The organism is Mesorhizobium sp. WSM3864 (genome assembly GCF_002294955.1).
Lineage (GTDB): Bacteria > Pseudomonadota > Alphaproteobacteria > Rhizobiales > Rhizobiaceae > Mesorhizobium.
Window position 1 is genome coordinate 581687 of record NZ_NSGD01000002.1, and the last position, 26744, is coordinate 608430.

The 26744-nt window shown below is 64.4% G+C and carries 23 protein-coding genes; 19 read left to right on the forward strand and 4 right to left on the reverse strand.

Annotation, left to right across the window (positions count from 1 at the left end; genetic code table 11):
• The first annotated feature begins 139 nt into the window (after nucleotides 1–139).
• From CK215_RS07010 to CK215_RS07080, 15 genes are all read left to right on the forward strand, one after another.
• Nucleotides 140–871, forward strand: coding sequence for an XRE family transcriptional regulator (locus CK215_RS07010; RefSeq protein ID WP_095830482.1), 732 nt, complete (start codon nucleotides 140–142; stop codon nucleotides 869–871).
• Nucleotides 872–1171: 300 nt separating this feature from the next.
• Nucleotides 1172–1459, forward strand: a complete 288-nt coding sequence (locus CK215_RS07015; protein ID WP_095830483.1) for a hypothetical protein — start codon at nucleotides 1172–1174, stop codon at nucleotides 1457–1459.
• 11 nt (nucleotides 1460–1470) lie between these two features.
• Nucleotides 1471–1848 carry a hypothetical protein gene (locus CK215_RS07020; protein ID WP_095800950.1) on the forward strand — a complete coding sequence of 126 codons (378 nt, stop codon included), beginning with the start codon at nucleotides 1471–1473 and terminating at the stop codon, nucleotides 1846–1848.
• Nucleotides 1849–1863: 15 nt separating this feature from the next.
• Nucleotides 1864–2025 (forward strand): hypothetical protein, encoded by a 162-nt coding sequence (locus tag CK215_RS07025; RefSeq protein WP_082953998.1) that lies wholly within the window; start codon nucleotides 1864–1866, stop codon nucleotides 2023–2025.
• Nucleotides 2026–2039: 14 nt separating this feature from the next.
• Nucleotides 2040–3443: an amino acid permease gene (locus tag CK215_RS07030; protein ID WP_067327764.1), complete on the forward strand. Its 1404-nt coding sequence runs from the start codon at nucleotides 2040–2042 to the stop codon at nucleotides 3441–3443.
• A 45-nt stretch (nucleotides 3444–3488) separates the two neighbouring features.
• Nucleotides 3489–4178 (forward strand): hypothetical protein, encoded by a 690-nt coding sequence (locus CK215_RS07035; RefSeq protein WP_095830484.1) that lies wholly within the window; start codon nucleotides 3489–3491, stop codon nucleotides 4176–4178.
• Nucleotides 4175–4504 (forward strand): hypothetical protein, encoded by a 330-nt coding sequence (locus CK215_RS07040; protein ID WP_095830485.1) that lies wholly within the window; start codon nucleotides 4175–4177, stop codon nucleotides 4502–4504. Before CK215_RS07035 ends, CK215_RS07040 begins: the two co-directional genes overlap by 4 nt.
• An 84-nt stretch (nucleotides 4505–4588) precedes the next feature.
• Nucleotides 4589–5485 (forward strand): glutamine amidotransferase family protein, encoded by an 897-nt coding sequence (locus CK215_RS07045; protein ID WP_095830486.1) that lies wholly within the window; start codon nucleotides 4589–4591, stop codon nucleotides 5483–5485.
• A 4-nt stretch (nucleotides 5486–5489) separates the two neighbouring features.
• Nucleotides 5490–6221, forward strand: coding sequence for a GXGXG domain-containing protein (locus CK215_RS07050; RefSeq protein ID WP_066988945.1), 732 nt, complete (start codon nucleotides 5490–5492; stop codon nucleotides 6219–6221).
• Between the two features lie 6 nt (nucleotides 6222–6227).
• Complete coding sequence (locus tag CK215_RS07055; RefSeq protein ID WP_066988947.1) at nucleotides 6228–7556, forward strand: FMN-binding glutamate synthase family protein; 1329 nt, start codon at nucleotides 6228–6230, stop codon at nucleotides 7554–7556.
• A 37-nt stretch (nucleotides 7557–7593) separates the two neighbouring features.
• Nucleotides 7594–8901: a type III glutamate--ammonia ligase gene (glnT, locus tag CK215_RS07060; protein ID WP_095830488.1), complete on the forward strand. Its 1308-nt coding sequence runs from the start codon at nucleotides 7594–7596 to the stop codon at nucleotides 8899–8901.
• Nucleotides 8902–8971: 70 nt separating this feature from the next.
• Nucleotides 8972–10225 carry a sarcosine oxidase subunit beta family protein gene (locus CK215_RS07065; protein ID WP_095830607.1) on the forward strand — a complete coding sequence of 418 codons (1254 nt, stop codon included), beginning with the start codon at nucleotides 8972–8974 and terminating at the stop codon, nucleotides 10223–10225.
• 10 nt (nucleotides 10226–10235) lie between these two features.
• Nucleotides 10236–10511 carry a sarcosine oxidase subunit delta gene (locus CK215_RS07070; RefSeq protein WP_095830489.1) on the forward strand — a complete coding sequence of 92 codons (276 nt, stop codon included), beginning with the start codon at nucleotides 10236–10238 and terminating at the stop codon, nucleotides 10509–10511.
• Complete coding sequence (locus tag CK215_RS07075; protein WP_095830490.1) at nucleotides 10511–13492, forward strand: sarcosine oxidase subunit alpha; 2982 nt, start codon at nucleotides 10511–10513, stop codon at nucleotides 13490–13492. The genes CK215_RS07070 and CK215_RS07075 overlap by 1 nt, the downstream gene beginning before the upstream one ends.
• Nucleotides 13485–14111 carry a sarcosine oxidase subunit gamma family protein gene (locus tag CK215_RS07080; protein WP_095830608.1) on the forward strand — a complete coding sequence of 209 codons (627 nt, stop codon included), beginning with the start codon at nucleotides 13485–13487 and terminating at the stop codon, nucleotides 14109–14111. Before CK215_RS07075 ends, CK215_RS07080 begins: the two co-directional genes overlap by 8 nt.
• A gap of 102 nt (nucleotides 14112–14213) precedes the next feature.
• On the opposite strand, the gene CK215_RS07085 is transcribed toward CK215_RS07080, so the two are convergent.
• The 4 genes from CK215_RS07085 to CK215_RS07100 form a co-directional block, all read right to left on the reverse strand.
• Nucleotides 14214–17363, reverse strand: coding sequence for an efflux RND transporter permease subunit (locus CK215_RS07085; RefSeq protein ID WP_095830491.1), 3150 nt, complete (start codon nucleotides 17361–17363; stop codon nucleotides 14214–14216).
• A gap of 242 nt (nucleotides 17364–17605) precedes the next feature.
• A complete protein-coding gene (locus CK215_RS07090) occupies nucleotides 17606–18772 on the reverse strand; it encodes an efflux RND transporter periplasmic adaptor subunit (protein WP_095830609.1) in 1167 nt (388 codons plus the stop codon).
• A 54-nt stretch (nucleotides 18773–18826) separates the two neighbouring features.
• Nucleotides 18827–19432, reverse strand: coding sequence for a TetR family transcriptional regulator (locus CK215_RS07095; protein WP_095830492.1), 606 nt, complete (start codon nucleotides 19430–19432; stop codon nucleotides 18827–18829).
• Between the two features lie 397 nt (nucleotides 19433–19829).
• Entirely contained in the window at nucleotides 19830–21470 is a 1641-nt protein-coding gene (locus CK215_RS07100) for an acyl-CoA synthetase (RefSeq protein WP_095830493.1), read from the reverse strand.
• Nucleotides 21471–21673: 203 nt separating this feature from the next.
• Here CK215_RS07100 and CK215_RS07105 point away from each other — a divergent pair, with 203 nt between their 5' ends.
• The 4 genes from CK215_RS07105 (at nucleotide 21674) to CK215_RS07120 (ending at nucleotide 26702) form a co-directional block, all read left to right on the forward strand.
• A complete protein-coding gene (locus CK215_RS07105) occupies nucleotides 21674–22639 on the forward strand; it encodes a sugar-binding transcriptional regulator (RefSeq protein ID WP_095830494.1) in 966 nt (321 codons plus the stop codon).
• Between the two features lie 83 nt (nucleotides 22640–22722).
• Entirely contained in the window at nucleotides 22723–24777 is a 2055-nt protein-coding gene (locus CK215_RS07110; RefSeq protein WP_095830495.1) for a bifunctional aldolase/short-chain dehydrogenase, read from the forward strand.
• 215 nt (nucleotides 24778–24992) lie between these two features.
• Nucleotides 24993–25607, forward strand: coding sequence for a C39 family peptidase (locus CK215_RS07115; RefSeq protein ID WP_095830496.1), 615 nt, complete (start codon nucleotides 24993–24995; stop codon nucleotides 25605–25607).
• Between the two features lie 18 nt (nucleotides 25608–25625).
• Nucleotides 25626–26702 (forward strand): D-alanine--D-alanine ligase family protein, encoded by a 1077-nt coding sequence (locus CK215_RS07120; protein ID WP_095830610.1) that lies wholly within the window; start codon nucleotides 25626–25628, stop codon nucleotides 26700–26702.
• Nucleotides 26703–26744: the final 42 nt, after the last annotated feature.

Below are 26744 nucleotides of genomic sequence, written 5' to 3' on the forward strand. Positions count from 1 at the left end.
CAGGCAGCCGGGTCGCGACAGCCGATTTCAGCGCAGGTTCTGCGACATAAGACGGCTTGCCGCCGTGATTGCGCTCCTGTATCGCCACCGAATATGTTCACCTCGAGTGAAATAAATCGGCGGAAAGTTGAGGGGCGCCATGGCGAAGAAGACGACCGACACCAAGCCTTCCGGCGCGAGCGCCCAAGCCAAGCCGTTGCCGAAGAGCGTCTCGGCGGACGGGCGAACCGTGCAAACCATCCGCGCGCCGCTGACGCAGAATCCGCACGCCGTCCGCGACACGCGCGAGAAAGTGCTGGAGGTGGCGATCGGCCATGAGGTGCGCGCCTTCCGCAAGAAGCTCGGCATCACCGTCGCCGATCTCGCGGCCGCCACCGACATTTCGCTGGGCATGCTGTCGAAGATCGAGAACGGCATCACCTCGCCGTCGCTGACCACGCTGCAGGCGCTGTCGCGGGCGCTCGGCGTGCCGGTCACCGCCTTCTTCCGCCGCTTCGAGGAAGAGCGCGCCGCCGTCTTCGTCAGGGCCGGCGAAGGCGTCGATGTCGAGCGGCGCGGCACACGCGCCGGCCACCAGTACAATCTGCTCGGCCATATCGGCGCCAACACCAGCGGCGTGGTGGTGGAGCCCTATCTGATCACGCTGACCGAGGACTCCGACGTGTTCCCGACTTTCCAGCATGCAGGGATGGAGTTCCTCTATATGCTCGAGGGCGAGGTCGTATACCGGCACGGCAGCAATCTCTATCCGATGAAGCCAGGCGACAGCCTGTTCTTCGACGCCGATGCGCCGCATGGGCCGGAAGAACTGACACAGCTGCCGATGCGCTATCTCTCCATCATCTGCTATCCGCAGAACAGCACGACCTGACCAACCCGAACCCGGACATCGTTCGGTGACGCATTCGTCGAAGGTCCGACCTCGCGAAGCATTTCCGTGGCATTTCCACCAGCTCGTGCCGGCGCTGTGCCGTCCGCGGTAATTTTCCTGCAGGCAAATAGTTTTATCCACAGGCAATCCTGCGGCGGACCCCCAAACCGTTTACCGAACGGAAAACCGGCTTGACAACTTCGCGGTTCGGGCAGAACTTATGAAAAAAATTTCACTCTGTTGAAAGAGTGGACGCCCGGTCGATTGCGGGGCCGGACGTCGAGAAAAGGGGAAAAACCGATGTCCGACCTTAAGCAGCGCATCGAAGCGCTGCACCGTTCCGACGTGCGCGGATCGGTGCTCCTGATCGTCTGCCTTTGGGCGACGATCCTCTTCGTCCTCCTGATGACCTGGGCCTACATCCCCGACAGCGGGATCAAGCTCGTGGTGGTGATCGCCGCGGCCGCGGTGCTGATCTTCAACACCGCCGCCATCCTGGCGATGCTCAACCACTACAAGGAAGACAAGGATTTCATCTACGGCCTCGACATCAAGAACGCCGATGCGTTCCGCAACCGCCAGTCCTGAAGGGAGAAAGCATGTCCCGCTACATTCCGCCGGAGCAGAGCAAGGCCGGTCAGGTCTTCGACATCGCCGTCGTCGTCGTCGCCATCTTCGTGGCGCTTTGGCTGCCGCTGAAACTCGGCCTCGCGGGTGCTGCGAAATCGATCGACGTGCTCGACGCCAAGACCTGGGAAGCGCTCGGCCAGAACGCGACCATGGCCTCAATCTGGGAAAAGCTCGGCTACACGCCGGAGACCGCCCACGACATCATCCAGAACCGCTTCCACTACATCATCGACTGGCCGACGCTGATCATCATGGCGGTGGTGCTGATCGCCTATTTCGTCTTCATGTTCCGCGCCTCCGATCGCGAATATCGCGAGGTGATCAACGAGAAGTTCGACGGCAAGTAACCCGGGAACACGATCATGTGGATGACAGTCTCTTACGCATGTTGGGGCATCTCGATCCTGCTCGCGCTGTGGATGCTCTACGACTGGTTCAAGGTCGACACGACCTATTCCGAGGAGACGCTGACCTCCTCGCGCGAAGGCGAGCTTGAAGCCGTCTCCGAAAAGCACCGGATCTGAGTGGAGCCTCACCAATGACAGTCGCGGTTGAAACGAGAGAAACGGTGGTCCACGGCGACCGGGTCTCGCTGCTACGCGTGCTCGGCCCCGCCCATGTCTGGGCGCTTGGCGTCGGCATCGTGCTGGTCGGCGAGTTCACCGGCTGGAATTTTGCCGCCGACAAGGGCGGCGCGCTCGCCGCGCTGATCGTCTGCTGGATCGTCGGCCTGCTCTACACGTCGGTCGCCATGATCGATTCCGAGGTGACGTCCACCGTCGCCGCCGCCGGCGGCCAGTACGCGCAGGCCAAGCACATCGTCGGGCCACTGATGGCTTTCAACGTCGCGCTGTTCCTGGTCTTTGCCTACACGATGCTCGAAGTCTCGGATGCGATCCTGCTCGGCGACACCATCGTTGCCAAAGCAGGTGTCGAGGGATTGACCCACAATTCCTTCATCGCCGCCACCATCGTCGTGCTGGCATGGCTCAACTATCGCGGCGTGCTGATGACGCTCAACGTCAACTTCGTCATCACGGCGATCGCCTATATCTCGATCGTCATCCTGTTCTTTTCGGTCAGTCCATGGACGCAAGGGGCGGTGCTGAAGCTCAACGAACTGGTCACTCCCGGCAACGCGCTGCCCTATGGCTGGATCGGCGTGATCGCCGCCTTCCAGTTCGGCATCTGGTACTATCTCGGCATCGAGGGCACCACGCAAGCGGCCGAGGAAGTGCGCTCGCCGGCGCGTTCCCTGCCCTATGGCACGATGGCCGGCATGATCACGCTTCTGATCGCCGCCGCCATGACCTGGTATGTCTGCGCCTCGCTGATGCCGTGGGAATATCTCGGCATCACCTATTATCCGCTCTGGGACGCCGGCAAGCTGACCGGCAGCCCGCTGCTCGAGAACCTACTCTTCATCGCGACGCTGCTTGCAGCCCTTGCCTCGGCCAATGGCTGCATCAATGACGCCGCCCGCGCCTGGTTCTCGCTCGGCCGCGACCGCTACCTGCCGAGTTGGTTCTCGGCGGTGCATCCGAAGTATCGCACGCCCTATCGGTCGATCCTGTTCCTGCTGCCGATCGCGCTGGCCTTCGCCTTCATCGCCGATCTCAACCAGGCGATCACCTTCTCGATCCTGTCGGGCGTGCTGCAATACACCTTCATGAGCATCAACATCATGATGTTCCGCAAGAAGTGGCCGCTCGGCTCGATCCGCCGCGGCTACACGCATCCCTTCCATCCGCTGCCGGCGATCGTGCTGTTCTGCCTGTGCGTGGTGACCTTCTTCGCCATCTTCCTCGGCTTCGGCTCGCAGCTGATCGCGATGATCGCCTTCTACTTCCTGATCTCGCTGTGGTTCCACTTCTACCGCTACAAGTTCGTGCGCCGCGGCGACCAGTTCACCATGCCCTGGCCGAAGCCGCAGGGCTATTGAACGGAAAAAGACCCGCCGCCTGGCGGCGGGTCTTGGCGGGTCGAGATGTCTGAGTTGACGTCAGTCTTGTTTGCCGGGGCGATCGTATTTGCGGTCGTCCTTCACCTTGCCTGGCTTGCGCGCTCCAGCCGCAACAGGGCCAGGGCGGCGCTCGCCGACGACGAGGCCGCCATCCGCGCCGTCATTGGCGACGCGATCGACGTCTCCGACGGCACGGCCGGCGTCGCTACCTGGGCGGGTTCGCATAACGGCGAGCGAGCGCAGGTGCGCACCATCGTTGACACGCTCGCGACCAGAAAGCTTCCCGCGCGCTGGCTCAGCGTGTCGATCACCGAGCCGGTGGCGGTGCCGGGCGTTTTCGACATGATGATGCGGCCGGGATCGCCGACGACCTTCTCCAATTTCGACCATCTCGAACACACCCTTCCGAAAACGGCGGCGTTCCCCGACGAGGCGGTGCTGCGGACAAACCGCAAAGGCGTCGTCTTCCCGCAGGAGGTGATCGCCGCGCATGCCGGGATCCTTGCCGAAGGCCACGCCAAGGAATTGCTGATCACGCCGAAGGGCGTGCGCATCGTGTGGCTGCTGGCCCAGGCCGATCGGGCGCGCTACGGTGTGTTCCGGCAAGCCGCTTTCGGCGACGCGAGGCTCGATCCGGCATTGATCGAAAAACTGCTCGGAGCCGCATCCTCGGTTCGCGACGCGATCAACCAGTGCGAGAGGCAGGCCGCATGAGCAACGCCACCGAACCCGCCGCCCGGCCTTCGAACCCTTATGTTGTGCTGGCCTCCGCGATCGCCCTGCCGGGTAGCGGACATGTCATGCTCGGCTTGCCGGCGCGCGGCCTGCAGTTCCTGTTCTTCATGGTGATCCTCGGGTGGGTCACGACCAAGGTGGCGCCAGCGGACGCCAGCTTCATCGGTCGCCATGCGGGCGGGTTCCTGATCTATGCGCTGTCGATCCTCGATGCCTACAGGATAGCGCGGGTCCGCCACGCGATATGGGCCCACGACCATCCGGACGGCGACAACGCTACAAGCGGCGCGAAGGCGGATATATAATCAGAGGAAAATTTCTTTCATACCATTGAATTGGCGGATTTGATTCGGTACACCATCTGGAAGCCACAAACGTCGGAGGCTGACATGTGCGGAATCGTCGGACTTTTCCTCAAGGACAAGACGCTGGAGCCGAAGCTCGGCGCGATGCTGTCGGAGATGCTTATCTCGCTCAGCGACCGCGGTCCGGACAGCGCCGGCATCGCCATCTATGGCGCGGCGACCGGCAATGAGGCCAAGATCACCGTGCAGTCGCCGAAGCCCGAGCGCGATTTCCGCGGCCTCGACGTCGAGCTCGCCAAGGCGTTCGGCGCGCCGGTGAGCGTCGCGGTGAAGTCGACGCATGCGGTTATCCGCACCACGCCCGACAAGGTCGACGCCGCGCGTGTGGCGCTGCAGTCGCTTCGGCCCGATATCCGCATCATGGGCGCCGGCGAAGCGGTCGAGATTTACAAGGAAGTTGGCCTGCCGGAGGCCGTCGTCGATCGCTTCGACGTGCGCTCGATGACCGGCACGCATGGTATCGGCCATACCCGCATGGCGACGGAGTCGGCGGTCACTACGATGGGCGCGCATCCCTTCTCGACCGGCACCGACCAGTGCTTGGTGCACAACGGTTCGCTCTCCAACCACAACAATGTCCGCCGCGAGCTGGTGCGCGAAGGCATGACCTTCGAGACGGAGAATGATACGGAAGTGGCGGCCGCCTATCTCTCCAACAGGATGGCGCATGGCAAGAATCTCGGCGAAGCGCTCGAAGGCACGCTCTCCGACCTCGACGGCTTTTTCACCTTCGTCGTCGGGACCAAGAACGGCTTCGGCGTTGTGCGCGATCCGATCGCCTGCAAGCCGGCCGTGATGGCCGAGACCGACCAGTATGTCGCATTTGGCTCGGAATATCGCGCGCTCACAAAATTGCCCGGCATAGACAATGCGAGGGTCTGGGAGCCGGAGCCCGCAACGGTCTATTTCTGGGAGCATTGAGTTCATGCCTGCAACACCCATGCCGAAGGCGCAGCGCGAGCAAGGTCATGCGAGGGTGTTCGACCTCGCAGAACAGTCGCTGCGCGAGCTGAACCAGGCGCTTCATCAGATGACCCCCGGCTCGAACGAAACTGCCTGGGAAGTGCTCAACCCGAAAGGCAGCCATTCGGTCGCCGTCGGGGTCGACCAGCCGATCAGCATCGATGTGCGGGGCAGCGTCGGCTATTACTGCGCCGGCATGAATGACGGCGCCACGATCACCGTGCATGGCTCGGCCGGCCCCGGTGTCGGCGAAAACATGATGTCCGGCTCGATCGTGGTCAAAGGCGATGCCAGCCAGTATGCCGGCGCCACCGGCCGCGGCGGCCTCTTGGTCATCGAGGGCAATGCTTCCTCGCGCTGCGGCATCTCGATGAAGGGCATCGATATCGTCGTGCACGGCAATATCGGCCACATGTCGGCCTTCATGGCGCAGTCCGGCAATCTGGTAGTGCTGGGCGATGCCGGCGATGCGCTGGGCGATTCCATCTATGAGGCGCGGCTCTTCGTGCGCGGCAAGGTCGAGAGCCTGGGTGCGGACTGCATCGCCAAGGAGATGCGGCCCGAGCACATCGAACTGCTGCAGGGCCTGCTCGACAAGGCGGGCGTCACCGACGTCAAGGCTTCGGAGTTCAAGCGCTACGGCTCGGCCCGGAAGCTCTACAATTTCAATATCGACAACGCCGACGCGTATTGAGGCAAGATGACCTACCGCAACCCGCCAACGACGCCACGCAAGTCCGCGACCTTCGACGACTACACGCTTTCCGAGATTCGCCGCGCAGCAGCGACCGGCATCTACGATATCCGCGGCGCCGGCGCTAAGCGCAAGCTGCCGCATTTCGACGACCTCCTGTTCCTCGGTGCCTCGATCTCGCGCTATCCGCTAGAAGGCTATCGGGAGCGCTGCGATACCAGCGTGGTGCTCGGTTCTCGTCATGCCAAAAAGCCGATCGAGCTGAAGATCCCAATCACCATTGCCGGCATGAGCTTCGGCTCGCTCTCCGGTCCGGCCAAGGAAGCGCTCGGCCGAGGCGCGACGCTTTCCGGCACCTCGACCACTACCGGCGATGGCGGCATGACCGAGGAAGAGCGCGGCCATTCGAAGACGCTGGTCTACCAATACCTGCCTTCGCGCTACGGCATGAACCCGCGCGACCTACGCCGTGCCGATGCGATCGAAGTTGTCGTCGGACAGGGCGCCAAGCCCGGCGGCGGCGGCATGCTGCTGGGACAGAAGATCTCCGACCGCGTCGCCGAGATGCGCACACTGCCCAAGGGCATCGACCAGCGCTCGGCCTCGCGCCATCCCGACTGGACCGGCCCCGACGATCTCGAGATCAAGATCCTGGAGCTGCGCGAGATCACCGACTGGGAGAAGCCGATCTACGTCAAGGTCGGGGGCGCCCGTCCTTATTACGACACCGCGCTTGCGGTGAAGGCCGGCGCCGACGTAGTCGTAGTCGACGGCATGCAGGGCGGCACCGCCGCGACCCAGGAAGTATTCATCGAGAACGTCGGTCAGCCGACGCTCGCCTGCATCAGGCCGGCGGTGCAGGCGCTGCAGGACCTCGGCATGCACCGCAAGGTGCAGCTGATCGTCTCCGGCGGCATCCGCAACGGCGCCGATGTCGCCAAGGCGCTGGCGCTCGGCGTCGACGCGGTGTCGATCGGCACCGCCGCACTCGTGGCGCTTGGCGACAACGACCCGCGCTGGGAGACGGATTACAACGCGCTCGGCACCACGGCCGGCGCCTATGACGACTGGCACGAAGGCAAGGACCCGGCCGGCATCACCACGCAGGATCCCGAGTTGATGAAGCGCGTCGATCCGATCGCCGCCGGTCGGCGGCTCGCCAACTACTTGAAGGTGATGACGCTCGAGGCTCAAACCATTGCCCGCGCCTGCGGCAAGAACAGCCTGCACAATCTCGAGCCCGAGGACCTGGTCGCGCTCAGCATCGAAGCAGCCGCCATGGCCGGCGTGCCGCTTGCCGGTACCAACTGGATACCGGGGAAGAACGGCTTCTAGGACACACCATCCAGGATCACATAAGCGAGGAACTATAATGGGGAACGATCTCGCCGCATTCGCCAAGGAGAACGGCGTCAAATACTTCATGATCTCCTACACCGACCTGTTCGGCGGGCAGCGTGCCAAGCTGGTGCCGGCGCAGGCGATCGCCGACATGCAGAAGGACGGCGCGGGATTTGCCGGCTTCGCCACGTGGCTCGATCTCACGCCGGCGCACCCCGACATGCTGGCGGTGCCGGATCCGGATTCGGTGATCCAGCTGCCGTGGAAGCCGGAGGTAGCCTGGGTGGCCGCCACCTGCGTGATGGACGACAAGCTCGTCGACCAGGCGCCGCGCAACACGCTGAAGCGCCTGATCGAAGAGGCCGCCCGCGACGGCATGCATGTCAAGACCGGCATCGAGGCCGAGTTCTTCCTGATCTCGCCGGACGGCAGCGCTATCTCCGACCAGTACGACACGGCGTCGAAACCCTGCTACGACCAGCAAGCGGTGATGCGCCGCTACGACGTGATCGCCGAGATCTGCGACCATATGCTGGCGCTGGGCTGGGGTCCGTACCAGAACGACCATGAGGACGCCAACGGCCAGTTCGAAATGAACTGGACCTTCGATCACGCGCTGGCGACCGCCGACAAGCACTCTTTCTTCAAGTTCATGGTCAAGTCAGTTGCGGAAAAGCATGGGCTGCGCGCGACTTTCATGCCCAAGCCCTTCCAGGGCCTGACCGGCAATGGCTGCCATGCGCACATCTCGGTGTGGGGCGAGACCGGCAAGACCAATGTCTTCGCCGACAATTCGGAGGAGCTCGGCCTGTCCGCCAAGGGCAGGAACTTCCTCGGCGGCATCATGAAGCATGCTTCGGCACTTGCCGCGATCACCAACCCGACGGTCAATTCCTACAAGCGCATCAATGCGCCGCGCACCATTTCGGGCGCGACCTGGGCGCCGAACACCGTGACCTGGACCGGTAACAACCGTACGCACATGGTGCGCGTGCCGGGACCGGGCCGCTTCGAGCTGCGTCTGCCGGACGGCGCCGCCAATCCCTATTTGCTGCAGGCAGTGATCATCGCTGCCGGCCTCGACGGCATCCGCTCGAAGGCCGATCCCGGCAAGCGCTACGACATCGACATGTACCAGTTCGGTCATACCGTGACGGATGCGCCGAAACTGCCGCTCAACCTGCTCGATGCGCTGCGTGAGTTCGACAAGGACAAATCGCTGAAGGCGGCGCTGGGTGAGGAATTTTCGTCGGCATATCTAAAGCTGAAGCAACAGGAATGGAATTCCTATGCTTCGCACTTCACGCAGTGGGAGCGCGACCACACGCTGGACATCTAAAGCCCGTCGGCCGTGCAATCCGATGCGATAGAGAAGAGTCGGCGTGGGCGAGCGGCCTCGGAATGATTTCATGAAATACTCGATCTTCTCGCTCGCCCGTGCCGCCCTCTCCGGCCACAAGACCTGGAAGCCGACCTGGCGGGACGCGGCGCCGAAGGATCGCTACGACGTGGTGATCATCGGCGGCGGCGGGCACGGGCTGGCGACGGCCTGGTTCCTCGCCAGCGAGTTCGGCATCCGCAACGTTGCCGTGCTTGAGAAGGGCTGGATCGGCTCCGGCAATGCCGGCCGCAACACTACCATCATCCGCTCCAATTACGGCCTGCCCGGCAACACCGGCTTCTACGAACTGTCGATGAAGCTGTGGGAGCGGATGGAGCAGGATTTGAACTACAACGCGATGGTCAGCCAGCGCGGCGTCATCAACCTCTACCATTCCGACGCGCAGCGCGACGCCTTTGCCCGACGCGGCAACACCATGCGCATCAACGGCATAGATGCCGAGCTGCTCGACCAGGCGGCGCTCAGGAAGATGATGCCGTTCCTGAACTTCGACAATGCGCGCTTCCCGGTGCAGGGCGGGCTCTTACAGCGGCGCGGCGGCACGGCGCGTCACGATGCCGTGGTGTGGGGCTATGCGCACGCGGCGAGCGAGCTCGGCGTCGACATCATCCAGAACTGCGAAGTCACCGGCTTCCTGCGCGACACCAACGGCAAGGTCTCCGGCGTCGAGACCTCGCGCGGCCGGATCGGCGCCGGCAAGGTCGGCATGGCGGTCGCGGGCAGTTCCTCACGCGTCGCGGCGATGGCCGGACTGCGCCTGCCGATCGAGAGCCATGTACTGCAGGCCTTCGTCTCCGAAGCGATCAAGCCGCTCCTGCCCAACGTCATGACCTTCGGCGCCGGGCATTTCTATGTCAGCCAGTCGGACAAGGGCGGGCTGGTCTTCGGCGGCGACATCGACGGCTACAACTCCTATGCCCAGCGCGGCAATCTGCCTGTCGTGGAGGATGTCTGCGAAGGCGGCATGGCGCTGATCCCGATGATCGGCCGCGTGCGGCTCCTGCGCCAATGGGGCGGCATCATGGACATGTCGATGGACGGCTCGCCCATCATCGACAAGAGCCCGGTCGACGGCCTCTATCTCAATGCCGGCTGGTGCTATGGCGGCTTCAAGGCGACGCCTGGCTCCGGCTTCGTCTTTGCTCATCTCATCGCCCGCGATCAATCGCACAAGGAAGCCGCCCGCTTCCGCCTCGACCGGTTCCAGCGCGGCGCCATGATTGACGAGAAGGGCCAGGGCGCCCAACCGAACCTCCATTGAAGACCCGACCATGCGCATAGTCTGTCCCTTCTGCGGCGAACGCGAACTCGGCGAGTTCACCTATCTCGGCGACGCCAAGCCGCAGCGCCCGCCTGCCGATTCCGGTGAAGACGCCGTCTACGACTACGTCTACCTGCGCGACAACATCGCCGGTGTGATGAGCGAGCATTGGTATCACGGCGGCGGCTGCCGGGCCTGGCTGAAGGTCACGCGCAGCACGCTGACGCATGAGATTTCGGCTGTCGAGCCGGCGGCGGGCGCCGGCTCCGCCAAGGTTGGTGCTTGATGCGCGGCAACCAGGCAAACCGTCTGGCCGCCGGCGGCCTTATCGACCGCTCGACGCCGCTGAGCTTCCGCTTCGACGGCAAGACACTCTCCGGCTTCCAGGGCGATACGCTTGCCTCGGCGCTCGTCGCCAACGGCGTCAAGCTGGTCGGCCGCTCGTTCAAATATCACCGCCCGCGCGGCATCCTGACGGCGGGTTCGGAAGAGCCAAACGCGCTGGTCGAGCTGCGCAGTGGCGCAAGGCGCGAGCCGAACACCAAGGCAACGACCGCCGAGCTCTATGAAGGGCTCGAGGCCGCCAGCCAGAACCGCTGGCCGTCGCTCAATTTCGACGTCATGGCGGTCAACCAGCTCTTCGCGCCGATTTTCGTCGCCGGCTTCTACTACAAGACCTTCATGTGGCCGGCGAAGTTCTGGGAAACGATCTACGAACCGGCGATTCGCCGCGCCGCCGGCCTCGGCCGCGCGGCGGGCATTCCCGATCCCGATCGCTATGACAAAGCGTGGGCGCATTGCGACGTGGCGATCGCCGGCTCCGGTCCGGCCGGCCTCGCCGCCGCCCTTGCCGCCGCGCGCTGCGGCGCGCGCGTCATCCTGTGCGAGGAGGATTTTGTGCTCGGCGGGCGCTTGCTTGCCGATGGCGGTACGATCGACGGGCTGCCGGCGGCCGAGTGGATTGCCCGTACCCTGGACGAACTCGCGGCGATGCCGGATGTTCGCATCATGACGCGCACGACGCTGTTCGGCGTCTATGACGGCGGTACCTATGGCGCGATCGAGCGCGTCAACGACCATCTATCGGCACCGCCGGAGCATCAGGTGCGGCAGCGGCTTTGGCGTATCGTCGCCAAGCGCTGCGTCGTCGCGGCGGGCGCGATCGAACGTCCCATCGTCTTCGCCGGCAACGATACGCCTGGCGTGATGATGGCCTCCGCCATGCGCAGCTACATCAACCGCTACGCCGCTGCACCGGCGCGACGCATTGCGCTGTTCACCAACAATGAGGATGGCTGGCGCACGGCGGAGGCTGCGATCGCAGCCGGACTGCAGGTCGCTGCGGTGATCGATGGGCGGCCAGACGTTTCGCCGGCCCGTCGCTCGCTGGCCGGCAAGGGCGGCTTCCCGGTGCTTAACGGCTCAGTCAGCGGCGTCGACGGCGGCAAGAGCGGTGTGCGCAAGATTTCCGTGTCGCTGACCGGCGGCGCGCGCGCCGAAGTCGAGGCCGACGGGCTTGCCGTCTCTGGCGGCTGGAACCCTGTGGTCGGCCTCACCTCCTATCATCGCGGCCGGCCGAAATGGCGCGACGATATCGCCGCCTTCGTGCCGGACGGCGCGCCGCCCGGCATGGCGGCGGCAGGCGCGGCGAACGGCGCCTTCGGCCTTGGCGCCTGCCTGCGGGAAGGTTTCGAGGCAGGTGCGGCAGCGGCGCGCGATACGGGACGGAGCGGCAACGCCGGATCGGCGCCCCTCGCCGACGACGAGGCCTTTTCGCTGACGCCGCTCTGGCATGTCGCCGGCAAAGGCAAGGCCTTCGTCGACCAGCAGCATGACGTGACGGCGTCCGATGTCGCGCTGGCGCAGCGCGAGGGTTTCGAGTCGGTCGAGCATCTGAAGCGCTACACGACGCTCGGCATGGCGACCGACCAGGGCAAGACTTCGAATGTGGCCGGCCTCGCGATCATGGCGGCGGTGAGCGGCAAATCCATTCCCGAAACAGGCACGACCATCTACCGGCCGCCTTATGTGCCGGTCGCCATCGGCGCCTTCGCCGGCCACCACCGCGACGAGAATTTCCATGCGACGCGGCTGACGCCGTCGCATCACTGGGCGGCCGAACAGGGTGCCGTGTTCGTCGACACCGGCCTGTGGAAGCGCGCGCAATGGTATCCGTTGCCCGGCGAAAAAGACTGGCTGGAATCGGTCACCCGCGAGGTCAAGGCGGTGCGAAGCGGCGTCGGCTTCTGCGATGTCTCGACGCTGGGCAAGATCGACGTGCACGGTCGGGATGCCGGAGCCTTCCTGGACCGCGTCTATATCAACGCGTTCTCCAGCCTCGCAGTCGGCAAGGCGCGTTATGGACTGATGCTGCGCGAGGACGGTGTCGTCTATGACGACGGCACCACCTCGCGCCTGGCCGAGGACCATTATTTCCTCACAACCACGACCGCCAAGGCTGGGCTGGTGATGCAGCATCTCGAATTCTGCCGCCAGGTCCTGTTCCCCGAACTCGACGTGCAGCTGACCTCGGTCTCCGACCAGTGGGCGCAATTCTCCCTCGCCGGTCCGAAGACCCGCGATCTGCTGAAGGAGATCGTCGATCCGGCCGAAGACCTGTCGAACGAAGGCTTTCCGTTCATGGGGGCGCGCGAAGTCAAGCTGCGCGGCGGCATCAAGGCGAGGCTGCTCCGGATCTCCTTCTCCGGCGAGATGGCGTTCGAGATTTCGGTGCCGGCGCGCTACGGCGAGGCTCTGGCGCGCAACCTGATGATCGCGGGAAAGCCGTTCGGCGTGACGCCTTACGGCACCGAGGCGCTCGGCGTGATGCGCATCGAAAAGGGCCATGTCGCCGGACCGGAGCTCAACGGCACCACAACGGCTGCCGATCTCGGTCTCGGCAAGATGATGTCGACCAAGAAGGATTTCATCGGCCGCGTCATGGCCGGCCGCGAAGCACTCGTCGCGCCGAACCGGCAGGTGGTCGTCGGCATCAAGCCGACCGACAAGGCGCGCCGCCTACGCTCCGGCGCGCACATCGTTCCCAAGGGCGAGACCCCCGGACCAGACAACGACCAGGGCTATGTAACCTCGGTCTGCTTCTCACCGGTGCTCGACCAGTGGATCGGGCTCGGCCTCGTCGAGCGTGGCCGCGAGCGCATCGGCGAGATCGTGCGCGCGCATGATCCGCTGCGTGGCGAGGAGTACGATGTCGAGCTCTGCAATTCCGTCTTCTACGATCCGGATGGAGGGCGCCAGCGTGGCTGATTTTTCCTGGAACATCCGCAGCCCGCTCGAGCGCGCCCTGGTCGCCGGCCGTTATGGCGCGCCGGGCGAAGCCGGCGTGTCGCTGACCGAGATCCGCAATTTCGACCTCGTTCAGGTGATGGCGCGTCGCGGCAAGGCGGCCGAGACGGTCAATGCCGCGAAGGCTCGCTTCGGCGTCGCCGCGCCGGAAACACCCAAGGCGGCCGACCCGGCCGACGCGACGCTGATCTGGTCAGGACCGGACCAGTTTCTGGTGCTGTCGAGAGGCGGCGGGCAAAGGAGGGAGACCCTTGCCCGCGTGTTTGCCGGTTTGGCCTCGCTTTCCGATCAATCACATGCGCGCGCATTGATCAGCGTTTCCGGCGACACGGCGCGCACGATGCTGGCCAAGCTGTCGTCGATCGACCTGCACCCCGAAATATTCCCGGTCGGCACGGCAGCCGCCACCTCGATCGACCATACCAGCGTGACGCTCTGGCGCGGGAAGAACCGACAAGACGGCCAGGCCGTGTTCAACCTCTTGGTATTCGCAACCTTCGCCGAAAACCTGTGGCATACGATGCTCGACTCGGCCGCGGAGTATGGCGTGACGGTCGCGCATTCCGAGGAATTGGCGTAGGCGCCTCGCCGAGCGCGCCGCGGCGGCGCGAGGCGTTCTTTCGATGCGCATCATCCGCCACCGGCTTTCGCCGATGGCGGATGATGCGAGGTTGCCACCTTCTTATTCCGCAGCCAGCGCCAGTTGCGGTCTTTCGATGCCTTCGACCTGTTCCGGCTCCTGCGCCTGCTCGTCGGTCTTGGCCTTCTTGGGCTCGCGGCCGAAGAACAGGGCATAGCCCGCCGGCAGCACCAGGATGGTGAGCACGGTGGCGACGAGGATGCCGCCCATCATGGCGTAGGCCAGAGGCCCCCAGAAGACGGCGCGCGAGATCGGGATCAGCGCAAGCACCGCGGTCAGCGCCGTCAGCATGATCGGGCGGAAGCGGCGCACCGCAGCGCCGACGATCGCTTCCGATCGATCCATGCCGGCGACGATATCCTGGTCGATCTGGTCGACCAGGATGATCGAGTTTCGCATGATGATGCCGAGCAGCGCGATGACGCCGAGGATGGCGACAAAGCCGAACGGCGCGCCGCTGATCAGCAGGGCTGCCGCGGCGCCGATGATGCCCAGCGGGCCGGTGGCCAGCACCAGCATCGACTTGCCGAAATGCTGCAGCTGGACCATCAGCAAGATGACGATGACAGCCAGCATGATCGGTGCCTTGGCGGCGATCGAGGCCTGGCTTTCGGCCGAGTCCTCCGCGCCGCCCTGGATCTCGATCTTGTAGCCGGGGGCAAGGCCGGCGCGGAGGTCCTTCATGTCGTTGTACATCTTGGTGACGACGTCGTTCGACTGCACGCCATCCGGCAACGTGGCGCGCACGCTGATGGTCGGCAGACGGTCGCGCCGCCACTCTATGCCCTGCTCCATCACGGGCACCACTTTCGCCACCTGGGACAGGGGCACGGAACCGCCGAAGTCGGTCGGGATGTAGACGGAGTCGACCGAGGACAGCAGATGACGGGTCGCCTCCGGCTCGCGGGCGACGATCGAGACCGTCTCTTCGCCGTCGCGGAAATCGTCGAGCGGCGCACCGGACATCGTTGCCTGCAGCATCTGGCGAATGCGCTGCGATGTGACGCCTAGTGCCCGGGCTCGGTCCTGGTCGATCACCAGCTTCATCGCGGGCACCGGCTCCAGCCAGTCGTCATGGACGGCGCCGAGCTGCGGGTTTGCTTCGAACTTTGCCTTCACCTCGTCGGCGATGCGACGCACCTCCTGGCGATCCGGACCCATGACGCGCATTTGCACCGGCCAGCCGGTCGGCGGACCGAGGAACAAACGATCGACCTTGGCGCGGATCGACGGGAAGTCCTTGGCGAGAATGCCTCGCATCTTGACGATCAGCCGCTCGCGCGCCGGCTCATCCTTGGCCATCACCAGAAGCTGGGCGAAGTTCGGATTGCGAAGCTGCTGGTCGAGCGGCAGGAAGAAGCGCGGAGCGCCCTCGCCAATATAGGTAGCGATGAAGCGCTTGTCCTGGTCGTCCATCATCTTCGCTTCGAGCGCCTTGGCTTGGTTCTCGACTTCCTTGATCGAGGTACCTTCCGGCAGCCAGAGATCGACCAGAATTTCCGGACGTGACGACTGCGGGAAGAAGTTCTGCGGGATGAACTGGAAGGCCCAGAGGCTGGTGCCGAAAGTGACCAGCGTCATCGCCAGCACGATGATGCGGTGGCGCACGGCCCAGGTGACCGTCGCACGCAGCCGCCGGTAGAAGCCGGTGTCGAAAACGTCGTGGTGGGTGCCGGCGTGCTTGCGCTGCTTCAGGATCATGTAGCCCAGCCACGGCGTGAAATAGACCGCGACGAACCACGACACGACCAGTGCGATGCCGACGACATAGAACAGCGTGCGCACATATTCGCCCGCGGTGGAGGCCGCGAAGCCGACCGGGATGAAGCCCGCGGTGGTGATCAGCGTGCCGGTCAGCATCGGGAAGGCGGTCGAGGAATAGGCGAAGCTCGCCGCCTCGATCTTGACCAGCCCCTCCTCCAGCTTGCGCTCCATCATCTCGACGACGATCATGGCGTCGTCGACCAGCAGACCGAGCGCGATGATCAGCGCGCCGAGCGAGATGCGCTGCAGGTCGATGCCGATCTCGTACATGATGGCGAAGGTGGCGGCTAAAACCAGCGGGATGGCGATCGCGATCACCAGGCCGGAGCGCCAGCCGATCGACAGGAACGAGACGACGAGAACGATCAGCAACGCTTCGCCGAGCGCCTCCATGAATTCGTTGACGGCATCCTTGACCACCTCCGGCTGGTCGGAGATCTGGTCGACCGCAACGCCATAGGGCAGACCTTCCTCGAAGCGCTTGTAGGTCGCCTCGACATCCTTACCGACGTCCCTGACATTGAAGCCCTTGGCCATGACGACGCCGACCTGGACGCTTTCGTGGCCGTTGAAGCGGTACTTGCGCTCATAAGGGTCCTCGAGGCCGGAGGAGACCGTGGCGATGTCGCCAAGACGCGTCACCTGATTGCCGGCGCGCAGCCTCAGCTCGCGAATATCGGCGGCCTTGGTGACGTCGCCTTCGACCGAGATGCGAACCGAGCGCAGGCCGGTATCGACAGAGCCCGCCGGATCGACGGCGTTCTGCCCTTTCACGGCATTCTGCAGGTCAAGCACCGTCAGGCCGCGCTCGGCGAGCGCCTTGGAGGACACATCGATATAGATCTTCTCGGGCTGGTCGCCGATGATGACGGCCTTTTCGACGCCCGGCGTCGCCAGCAGCATGTCGCGCGCCTGAAAGGCGAATTTCTTCAGCTCGGGATAGGTGAAGCCGTCGCCGCTGATCGAATGCAGCGTGATGAAGGTGTCGCCGAACTCGTCGTTGAAATAGGGGCCGAGCAGGCCCTGCGGCAGTTCGTTGGCGATATCGCCGACCTTCTTGCGCACCTGGTAGAAGGCATCCTTCACCTCCTCGGCGTTGGTGTCGCCCTTTACCTGGAGCGTGATGATGGCGCTGCCGGCGCGGGTGTAGGAGCGGACAAAGTCGAGATGCGGCGTCTCCTGCAGCTTGCGCTCGATCTTGTTGACGACCTGGTCTTCCATGTCCTGGATCGAGGCGCCCGGCCAGACTGCCTGCACGACCATGACGCGGAAGGTGAAGTCCGGGTCTTCCTTCTGGCCCATGCGCATCAGGCCGAGCGCGCCGGCCAGGATGATGAGGCCGAACAGGAAGCGCGCGATGCTCGGATGCCCGATCGCCCAGCGCGAGAGGTTGAAGGGACGCTTTTCAGTGCTGCTGTCCGTGGTCATGGCGCAGGTCCAGTCCAATTGGCGGCAAGGCAGCATGCCTTGCGGCTCATGAGTTCTCGGTGGGCTTCCGGGCGGCGAGCACCTCAAGCGGAGAGAGACTCGCAATCGCGCTCGACGCGGCCGTGGTGCGGGGGATACCAATGCCGCGTCTCGTCGATCGGGCGATTTCGCCGCCCGGAACCCATGCCCTGCCCGGCTCGCGGCTCGCGCAGCGAGGTCGGGAAAGGCGTTCTTTCGCCTGGTTAGCGCAGGCTGCTGGTGGCGGCGACGTCATCCTCCGCCGAGGCGGACTGCTGGGCGGCATCGCCGGAAGGCTTCACTTTCAGATTGTCGGTCATGAACTGTGTGCCGGCGGCCACCACCACGTCGCCCTGCTTCAGGCCTTCGGCAACGGCAACGCCGTCGGCGGTGAAGTTCGCCACCTTGATCGGGCGCGGATGCACCGTGTCGGACGCGCGGTCGACCGTCCAGACGATGTGCTTGCCGTCCTTCTCAGCCATCGCGGTCAGCGGGATAGACACCAGCTGCGCCTTGCTGCCGACGGTCGCCGCGACATTGGCGGTCATGCCGAGCAGCACGCGCGGATCGTTGGGCAGCGACACCCGGACCGCGAAGGTGCGCGACTGCGGGTCGGCGCTGCCGGCCACCTCGCGGACCTTGCCGTCAAGGGTCAGCGCGTCGTCCGACCAGAAGCTCGCCTTGACCTCCTTGCCCGGGCGGAAGCCGGCGATGTCCATTTCCGGCACCGCGATAAGCACTTCCTTCTCACCGTCGACGGCAACCGTCATGACCGGCGTGCCGGCGCCGACCACCTGACCGATATCGGCCGAGATGGCGGTGACGATGCCGGCCTTGCTGGCCTTGAGATCGGTGTAATGGACCTGGTTCTGCGCCTGGGCCAGGGTCGAACGGGCGGCATCGCGCGTCGCCACGGCCTGATCATAGCTCAGAACGGCCTGATCGAGCTGCGACTTAGGCGCGAAGTTCTTGGCATAGAGCTGCTCAGCGCGCTTCCTGGCGAGATCGACGGTCTCGACCTGCCGCTCGGCGGCGTCGAGGCTCGCCTCGGCGCTCTTCACCGACAGCTCGTAGTCGGAGGGGTCGACGCGGGCAAGCACGTCGCCCTCGTTCACATGCTGGCCGATGTCGACGAGACGCTCGGTGACCTTGCCGGCGATGCGGAAGCCGAGATTCATCTCGGTGCGGGCGCGCACCGAACCGGAATAGTCGAGCTGGCGCGTGGTCTCGGCCTCGCCGATCTCGACGACCTTCACCGGCCGGATAACTTCCTGGGATTCCGCTTTCTTCTCTTGGCTGCAGCCGGCAAGCCCGAGCGCCGCGACAACGACGCCGACGACTGGGAGGCCGGCGGCCGGCAGCCTGCGGAGGATGGAACTGGACAAAGACACCTTAGCACTCCCGAACTGGAGATAAACGTCGATCGGCACCCGGCGGGGCAGCGGCTATTTCAAGGCTCTGATTGCGTAGTCGATGAGGTCGTCCGGCATTGCCCGGTTGGTCTTGGCAAGGCACTGAGCGACCATCTGCGGATGGCATAGGATGACGGTGGAGGCGCCGAAACAGCGCGAGGCGATCACCGGGTCCTGCTTCCTGAACTCGCCGGCCTCTATGCCGTGGCGGATAACGTCGGCGAGCAGGTCGTGAATGCGGTCGACATGCTTGTCGATGACGCCCCAATCGCGCTCGAGCGCGACGATCACCATCTCATGCACCTTCTGGTCGTCGAGCATGACTTCCAGCGTCATCTTGTACTGGGCGTGAACGTAACGGCGCAGCCGCTCCTCCGCGCTGATCGGCAGGCGCGAAATCTCGTAGGCCATCGCGTAGCTGGCGCCGAGCATGCGGCCGCAGACGGCCTGGTGGATTTCGACCTTGGAGGCGAAGAAGCGGTAGATGTTCGCGGGCGACATTCCGAGCTCGCGGGCAATGTCGGCAACGTTGGTCTTGCCGTAGCCGTAGTGCCGGAACAGGCGCTCGGCACAGTCGAGAATGCGCGTCACATTCTCCTGTCTGGCGGGGTCGGCCACAATGTTGGCGGCTTCTGACATGATGCTTTCGATTTACGAGTGACGAATTTCAATTTTCGTCACTCGTAAATCGAAAGCAGCGAGGAGTCAACGCGGAATCGATATACGCGTACAAAATGGTGACAGATGGTGACAGTTGCGAGGGGTGGGCGTGGGTCACGCTGACGACTAGCCATTGACGCCTGTGACGTCGTCATCCACGGGCGGAGCAAGGAGCGAAGCGCCGCGCGCAGACCCGAGGATCCATTCCGTGACCTATGTCAAAGAATACAACGGTATCAATATGTTACGCCAATATGCATCTGACGTCCACCTGCCAGCTATTCTCAACCGCTGGGACATGGCCGCATGGTCACGGAATGGATCCTAGGGTTTCCGCGACGTCGCTTCGCGACTGCTCCACCCTAGGATGACGAACTCAGAGGCCCTTCGCCATTTCCCTCAACCTGAACTTCTGGATCTTCCCCGTGGATGTCTTCGGAATCTCGGCGAACACCACCGCCTTCGGCACTTTGAAGCGGGCGAGCAACCCACGGCAATGCTCGATGATCTCGGCCTCGCTCGCAACCATGCCGGGCTTCAGCTCGACATAGGCGACAGGCACCTCGCCCCATTTCTCGTCTGCGCGGGCAACCACTCCGCAAGAGGCGACGGACGGATGCTTGTAGAGCGCGTCCTCGACCTCGATGGACGAGATGTTCTCGCCGCCCGAGATGATGATGTCCTTCGAGCGGTCCTTGAGCTGGATGTAGCCGTCCGGGTGCATGACACCGAGATCGCCGGAGTGGAACCAGCCGCCGGCAAAAGCCTCGTCGGTGGCCTTGCGGTTCTTCAGGTAGCCCTTCATGACGATGTTGCCGCGGAACATGACCTCGCCGATGGTCTGGCCGTCGGCCGGCGTCTCGACCATCGTCTCGGGGTTCATCACGGTCAACCCTTCCAGCGCGGCATAGCGCACGCCCTGGCGCGCCTTCTTCGCCGTCCTCGGGCCCTTCTCCAGCTCGTCCCACTCATTGTGCCATTCGTTGACGACGGCCGGCCCATAGGTCTCGGTCAGGCCGTAGAGATGGGTGACGGCGAAGCCGGCATCGGCCATGCCGGAAAGCACTGCCTCGGGCGGCGGCGCGGCGGCCGTGTTGAAGGTGACGGTCTGGGCAAACTGGCGCTTGTCCTCGTCTTTCGCGTTGATCAGCACCGACATAACGATCGGCGCCCCGCAAAGATGGGTAACGCGATGGTCGGCGATGGCATCATAGATCGGCTTTGCCCGTACCCAGCGCAGGCAGACATGGGTGCCGGCCTGCACGGCGAGTGTCCAGGGAAAGCACCAGCCGTTGCAGTGGAACATCGGCAGCGTCCAGAGATAGACGGCGTGCTTGGCCATGCCCGCATGGATGGTGTTGGTGTAGGCCATCAGCGCGGCGCCGCGATGATGGTAGACGACGCCCTTTGGATTGCCGGTCGTGCCGGAGGTGTAGTTCAGCGAGATGGCGTCCCATTCGTCGTCGGGCATCGACCATGCAAAAGCCTCGTCGCCGCCGGCGACGAAATCCTCATAGTCGAGCGTGCCGATCCGCTCGCCCTTCGGATAGGGCGCATCGGCGGCGTAGTCGGGGTCGTCATAGTCGATGACCAATGGCTTGGCCTTGGCCGATGCCAGCGCCTCCTTGACCACGCCCGAGAACTCGCGGTCGACGATCAGCACCTTGGTGTCGGCATGGTCGAGCTGAAAGGTGATGACGGCGGCATCGAGGCGGGTGTTCAGCGAATGCAGCACCGCCTTCACCATCGGCACGCCGAAATGCGCCTCCAGCATCGGCGGCGTGTTCGACAGCATCACCGTGACCGTATCCCCCTTGCCGATGCCGTGCTTCGACAGCGCCGAGGCGAGCTTCAGCGACCGCCGCCAGAAATCGCGATAAGAGATGCGCTGGCTGCCGTGGATGATGGCGACATGGTCGGGATAGGTCTTGGCCGCCCGCTCAAGGTAGGTGAGCGGCGTCAGCGGCTGGTGGTTGGCGGCGTTCCGGTCGAGATCCTGTTCGTAGGGATTGGCCATCCCATCCTCCCCAAAAGTCTTTTCGAGCTTTCTAACCGCAGGCCCGCGATCATGCCATCCCCCTGAACGACCGGGAAATGCTATGACATGAGCGCTCGGTAGAATGGCTGCCCCGATCATGCCGGCGCCGGAGGACGAATAACCCAGCCGGCTGAATTTGACTTTTGTCGAGAGCCGTGACTAATGTCAGCCGAGGAGGCGGCATGGCGATCCGACCGGCAGAACAGCTCATCCACAAGGCCGCCTGGCTTTACTATGCGCATGGCCTTCGCCAGGACGAGGTGGCGAACCAGCTCAAGATTTCGCGCGCATCGGTCGCCATGTATCTTCGCAAGGCGCGGGAGACCGGCATCGTCAACATCTCGACCTCGACGCAGCTTTTCACCGACGATGTCATGGCACGCAGGCTGGAGGACGCCTTCAAGCTCGACGCCGTCTGGATCGCGCCGGAAAACGCCTATGTCGCCGACCCGTCGACCGACATCGCCGTCCTGGCGGCGAGCGTCTTCCTGGAACTGGTGAGTAAGGGCGACCGCATCGGCGTCGCCTGGGGCCGCACGGTCTACACCATCGCCGACATCATGTCCTATGCCGATCTGCAGGACGTCACCGTGGTGCAGCTCTGCGGCAATCTCGGCGCGCCCTATTCCTACCGACCCGATCAGTGCACGATGGAGATCGCGCGGCGGCTGAACGCCAAGGGTCTGAATTTTTACGCGCCGCTGGTGCTGTCCACGGAAGAATTGGCAGAGGGCCTGCGCGCCGAGCCGGTGATCCGCGACCAGCTTGCCGGCATCAGCGACTGCGATCTCGCGCTCTATTCCGTCGGCGCCGTGGACGCCGACAGCCATCTGGTCAAATGCGGCGCGCTGACGCCGGCCGAAATGGCCGCGCTCCGCAAGGAAGGCGCGGCCGGCGTCATCGCCGGACAGATCATCGATGCAAGCGGCGAGGCGCTCGACTGCAGCTACAACCGGCGGGTCATTTCCGCCGAGCTCGCCTCGCTGCGCGCCATCGGGAAGCGGCTGATGGTGGTGCAGGAGGACAGCAAGTTCGAGCCGCTGCTGGCCGCAATCGGCGGCGGACTCTGCACGCATCTGGTGGTCGGCGCGCATATGGCGGGGCGCCTTCTCGATCACGCTGGCGCCGTCAACAAAAAGGCCTCGTAGGAACCACCCTCGCCGCTTCTGTCATCAAGACGTCGCGGCTTCCTGTTCATGAGCAGACAAAATACGGAATCGGACGGAACGACATGAAGAACCTTTGGAACGACGCCGACGCGGAAAAGATGGTTGCCGACTACGCGAGGAAGGGCTTCCGCCGCGACCTTGCGCTGCGCGTCTATACGACCCGCCTGCTCGGCGGCGAGCCGCGGCTGGTGCTGCATGGCGGCGGCAATACCTCCTGCAAGACCAAGGCCACCGATCTGGTCGGTGACGAATGGGACGTCCTCTGCGTCAAGGGCAGCGGCTGGGACATGGCCGTCATCGAGCCGCAAGGCTTGCCGGCTGTGAAGATGGGCGCGCTGCTCAAGGCGCGCGCCCTGGACACGCTCTCCGACGAGGACATGGTGGCGCTGCAGCGTTCCAATCTCATCGACCCCGCCTCGCCGAATCCATCGGTCGAGACACTCCTGCACGCCTTTCTGCCGCTTAAATTCGTCGACCATACGCATTCGACCGCGATCCTTGCCATCGTCGACCAGGAGAACAGCAAGGCGCTGGTGAAGACGGTGTTCGGCGACAAAATGGGCTACGTGCCCTACATCAAGCCGGGCTTCGAGCTCGCCAAGGTCGCGGCGGACGTTTTTGACGCCGACCCCAGCGTCGAAGGCCTGATCCTCGACAAGCACGGCATCTTCACCTTCGGCGACGATGCCAAGCAGGCCTATGACCGCATGATCCACTATGTGACCATCGCCGAGGACTATATCGCCAAGAACGGCAAGCCGCAGGCGACCAAGGCGGCGCTGCCGGTAAAGCTCGCCAAGGCGAGCGACATCGCGCCGACTCTGCGCGGCGCTGTCGCAGTGGCGCGCGGCGAAGGCCGCTTCGACCGCATGATCAGCGATTTCCGCACCTCGGATGCGATCGTCGATTTCATCAATTCGGCCAGGATCGTCGAGCTGGCCGGACGCGGCGTGTCGACGCCCGATCTGTCGATCCGCATCAAGACCGGACCGATGGCGGTCCCGACTCCCGACGCCGACAAGCTCGGCGACTACAAGGCCGCCGTCCGCAGCCATGTCGAGGCTTTCGCCAAGGACTACCGCGCCTATTTCGAGACCAACGACGCGCTGGATGACGTCAAGCGTACCATGCTCGACCCGATGCCGCGGCTGACATTGGTGCCGGGCCTCGGCATGTTCGGCCACGGCCGCACGCTGAAGGACGCGAAAATCGCCTCCGATATCGGCGAGATGTGGATCGAGGCGGTGCGCGGCGCGGAAGCCATCGGCAATTTCCAGCCGCTCTCCAAGGCCGACCTCTTCCCGCTCGAATACTGGTCATTGGAGCAGGCCAAGCTCGCCTCGAACAAGCCGAAGCCGCTGACCGGCCAGGTGGCGTTGATCACCGGCGGCGCCGGGGCGATCGGCGCCGCGACGGCGAAGCTGTTCGCCGCAAACGGTGCGCATGCGGTCATCGTCGATCTCGATCCGGCCAAGGCCGCGGAAGCGGCAAAGGCGGCGGGTAACAATTCGATCGGGGTCGGCGCCGACATCACCAGCCCGGCCGAGGTGCGCGCCGCCTTCGACAAGGCGGTCGCGGTCTATGGCGGCGTCGACATCCTGGTCTCGAATGCAGGCGCGGCCTGGGAAGGCCGGATCGGCGAAATCGACGACGCGCTGCTGCGCAAGAGCTTCGAGCTCAACTTCTTCGCCCACCAGTCGGCGGCGCAGAACGCGGTGCGCATCATGCTCGAACAGGGCACGGGCGGCGTGCTTCTGTTCAACACCTCCAAGCAGGCGGTCAATCCCGGGCCGAAATTCGGCGCCTACGGCCTGCCCAAGGCGGCGACGCTGTTCCTGTCGCGCCAGTATGCCCTGGACTACGGCGCCTACGGCATCCGCTCGAACGCGGTCAACGCCGACCGCATCCGGTCCGGGCTTTTGACCGACGCCATGATTGCCAGCCGCTCGGGCGCGCGCGGTGTCTCGGAAAAGGAATACATGTCCGGCAATCTGCTCGGCCAGGAAGTGACCGCCGACGACGTGGCGCAGGCCTTCCTGCATCAGGCGCTGGCCGAACGCACCACCGCCGACGTAACGACGGTGGACGGCGGCAATATCGCCGCGGCGCTGCGCTGAAGAAACAGGAGATCTCTCTGAGCGGCCCGTCGCTTTCCCAGAACGACGGGCCGCTCTCTCCGTGTCGCGACCCAGGTCAGGACTGAAGCCCATTTCACGTCTGCTGGAAAACTGCTCCAACCGGTCAAAATCCGCGCAAATCTTTTGCTTATTGCTCGAACAGCTTTAAGGGGGTGCCTTGCGCCTCGATTGCGGGACACAAGGCTGGAGCCGGTATGCAATCCAGGGAAGTGCCTTATTTCAGCCAGTGGGAATCGCCCGGCATGACTTTGCCGCTGTTGGCGGAGGGACCATCGGCTCTGCACCGCGACCCGCTGTGGCGCAATTCCGGCGCCGAAACGATTGAGGATTATGCACGCTGGGCCGTGAATGTCTGCGGCATGGCCTGCCTGAAGATGATCCTTGCCGCGCGCGGCGAAATTCATCCGACGCTTGAGCTCGCCCGCGCCTGCACGACCTATGGCGGCTATGTCGTCAATGAAGGCGACGGTACGATCAGGGGGCTGATCTACGAGCCCTTCGTCCGGTTCGTGCGCGAACGTTTCGGCCTGTTCGCCGAGACGGTGACGAATGTCGATGCGGCCACGGTGCCCGGTCTGCTTTGCAAGTGGCGCTACTTCATCGCCTCGGTTCATCCAGGCATCCGCTGGCCCGAGCGCGAGCCGCCGTCGAAAGGCGGGCATCTGGTGCTGGTGACGGCCGCCTCGCCAGGCGAAATCCGCTTCCACAACCCTTCGGGACACGACAGGCAGAGCCAGGCGGACGTCACGCTACCGCTCGCCAGTTTCGACAGATTTTTCGCCCGGCGCGGCATCGCCGTCGGTTTCTGATCCTTGATCATTGTGGAGATGTCGATGGCCGAGAAAAGACTTCGTTTTGGTGTGCTCTTTGGCGGGCGGTCCGCCGAGCACGACGTGTCGGTGCTTTCGGCGACCAATGTCATGGGCGCGCTGGGGCCGGCGAAATACGATGCCGTTCCGATCTTCGTCACCCGCGAAGGGCAATGGCTGCTCAGCCGCTTCGAGGACGGCGCGCTGGCGACGCCGTCGAACGGAACGCAGGTCTGTCTGGTGCCCGGCGGGCATGGACGAATGCTGGCCGTTCCGGCCGAAGGGCCGCCTTACGAGTTGCCCGCGATCGACATTCTGTTTCCCGTCCTGCACGGTCTGCATGGCGAGGACGGCGCCGCGCAAGGACTGGCGGAGGTGGCGCGCGTGCCGCTTGCCGGCTGCGGCATTCTCGGTTCGGCCACGGCGCTCGACAAGGATACCGCCAAGCGGTTGCTGAAGGCGGCCGGCCTGCCCACGGCACGGTCCATCACCATCCTGCCCGCGGCCGCGCCTGGCTTCGCGGAGATCGAGCAGGCGCTCGGACTCCCGGTCTTCATCAAGCCGGCCCGCCAGGGCTCTTCCGTCGGCGTCAGCAAGGTCTCCGACGAAACGGACTATCAGGCGGCGCTCGCCGAAGGCTTCAGGCACGACGGCAAGCTGCTGGCGGAGGAATTCATCCGCGGCCGCGAGATCGAATGCAGCGTGCTTGAGGACACGGAAGGTGGCCTCTTCGTCTCCCGTCCCGGCGAGATCGTGCCGGCCGAAAGCCACGGCTTCTACAGCTATGACGCCAAATATATCGATAAGGATGGAGCAGCACTTAAGGTGCCCGCCGAATTGCCCGAGACGATCGAAGGCGATATCCGCGAGACGGCGGCGAAGGCGTTTCGCGCGCTGGGTTGCGACGCGATGGCGCGCGTCGACTTCTTCGTGAGACCGGACATGACGTTCCTGATCAACGAGCTCAACACCATTCCGGGCTTCACCGACATCAGCATGTACGCCAAGGCAATGGCGGCAAGCGGCATCAGCTACCCGGAAGTCATCGACCGGCTGGTGGCGCATGGGCTGGCGCGTGCCGCTCGATCTGCCTGAGCGACTCCGGGGATAAAAAGAGCGGCCCGGAAGCCGCTCTTT

Bases quoted from the DNA above. Each gene is read 5' to 3' on its own strand.
- CK215_RS07055 (WP_066988947.1), top strand. From the start codon at position 6,228: ATGACCTACCGCAACCCGCCAACGACGCCACGCAAGTCCGCGACCTTC.
- CK215_RS07105 (WP_095830494.1), top strand. From the start codon at position 21,674: ATGGCGATCCGACCGGCAGAACAGCTCATCCACAAGGCCGCCTGGCTT.
- CK215_RS07075 (WP_095830490.1), top strand. From the start codon at position 10,511: ATGCGCGGCAACCAGGCAAACCGTCTGGCCGCCGGCGGCCTTATCGAC.
- CK215_RS07045 (WP_095830486.1), top strand. From the start codon at position 4,589: ATGTGCGGAATCGTCGGACTTTTCCTCAAGGACAAGACGCTGGAGCCG.
- CK215_RS07035 (WP_095830484.1), top strand. From the start codon at position 3,489: ATGTCTGAGTTGACGTCAGTCTTGTTTGCCGGGGCGATCGTATTTGCG.
- CK215_RS07115 (WP_095830496.1), top strand. From the start codon at position 24,993: ATGCAATCCAGGGAAGTGCCTTATTTCAGCCAGTGGGAATCGCCCGGC.
- CK215_RS07085 (WP_095830491.1), bottom strand. From the start codon at position 17,363: ATGACCACGGACAGCAGCACTGAAAAGCGTCCCTTCAACCTCTCGCGC.
- CK215_RS07015 (WP_095830483.1), top strand. From the start codon at position 1,172: ATGTCCGACCTTAAGCAGCGCATCGAAGCGCTGCACCGTTCCGACGTG.
- CK215_RS07120 (WP_095830610.1), top strand. From the start codon at position 25,626: ATGTCGATGGCCGAGAAAAGACTTCGTTTTGGTGTGCTCTTTGGCGGG.
- CK215_RS07110 (WP_095830495.1), top strand. From the start codon at position 22,723: ATGAAGAACCTTTGGAACGACGCCGACGCGGAAAAGATGGTTGCCGAC.
- CK215_RS07025 (WP_082953998.1), top strand. From the start codon at position 1,864: ATGTGGATGACAGTCTCTTACGCATGTTGGGGCATCTCGATCCTGCTC.
- CK215_RS07020 (WP_095800950.1), top strand. From the start codon at position 1,471: ATGTCCCGCTACATTCCGCCGGAGCAGAGCAAGGCCGGTCAGGTCTTC.
- CK215_RS07050 (WP_066988945.1), top strand. From the start codon at position 5,490: ATGCCTGCAACACCCATGCCGAAGGCGCAGCGCGAGCAAGGTCATGCG.
- CK215_RS07095 (WP_095830492.1), bottom strand. From the start codon at position 19,432: ATGTCAGAAGCCGCCAACATTGTGGCCGACCCCGCCAGACAGGAGAAT.
- glnT (WP_095830488.1), top strand. From the start codon at position 7,594: ATGGGGAACGATCTCGCCGCATTCGCCAAGGAGAACGGCGTCAAATAC.
- CK215_RS07065 (WP_095830607.1), top strand. From the start codon at position 8,972: ATGAAATACTCGATCTTCTCGCTCGCCCGTGCCGCCCTCTCCGGCCAC.
- CK215_RS07100 (WP_095830493.1), bottom strand. From the start codon at position 21,470: ATGGCCAATCCCTACGAACAGGATCTCGACCGGAACGCCGCCAACCAC.
- CK215_RS07010 (WP_095830482.1), top strand. From the start codon at position 140: ATGGCGAAGAAGACGACCGACACCAAGCCTTCCGGCGCGAGCGCCCAA.
- CK215_RS07040 (WP_095830485.1), top strand. From the start codon at position 4,175: ATGAGCAACGCCACCGAACCCGCCGCCCGGCCTTCGAACCCTTATGTT.
- CK215_RS07070 (WP_095830489.1), top strand. From the start codon at position 10,236: ATGCGCATAGTCTGTCCCTTCTGCGGCGAACGCGAACTCGGCGAGTTC.
- CK215_RS07030 (WP_067327764.1), top strand. From the start codon at position 2,040: ATGACAGTCGCGGTTGAAACGAGAGAAACGGTGGTCCACGGCGACCGG.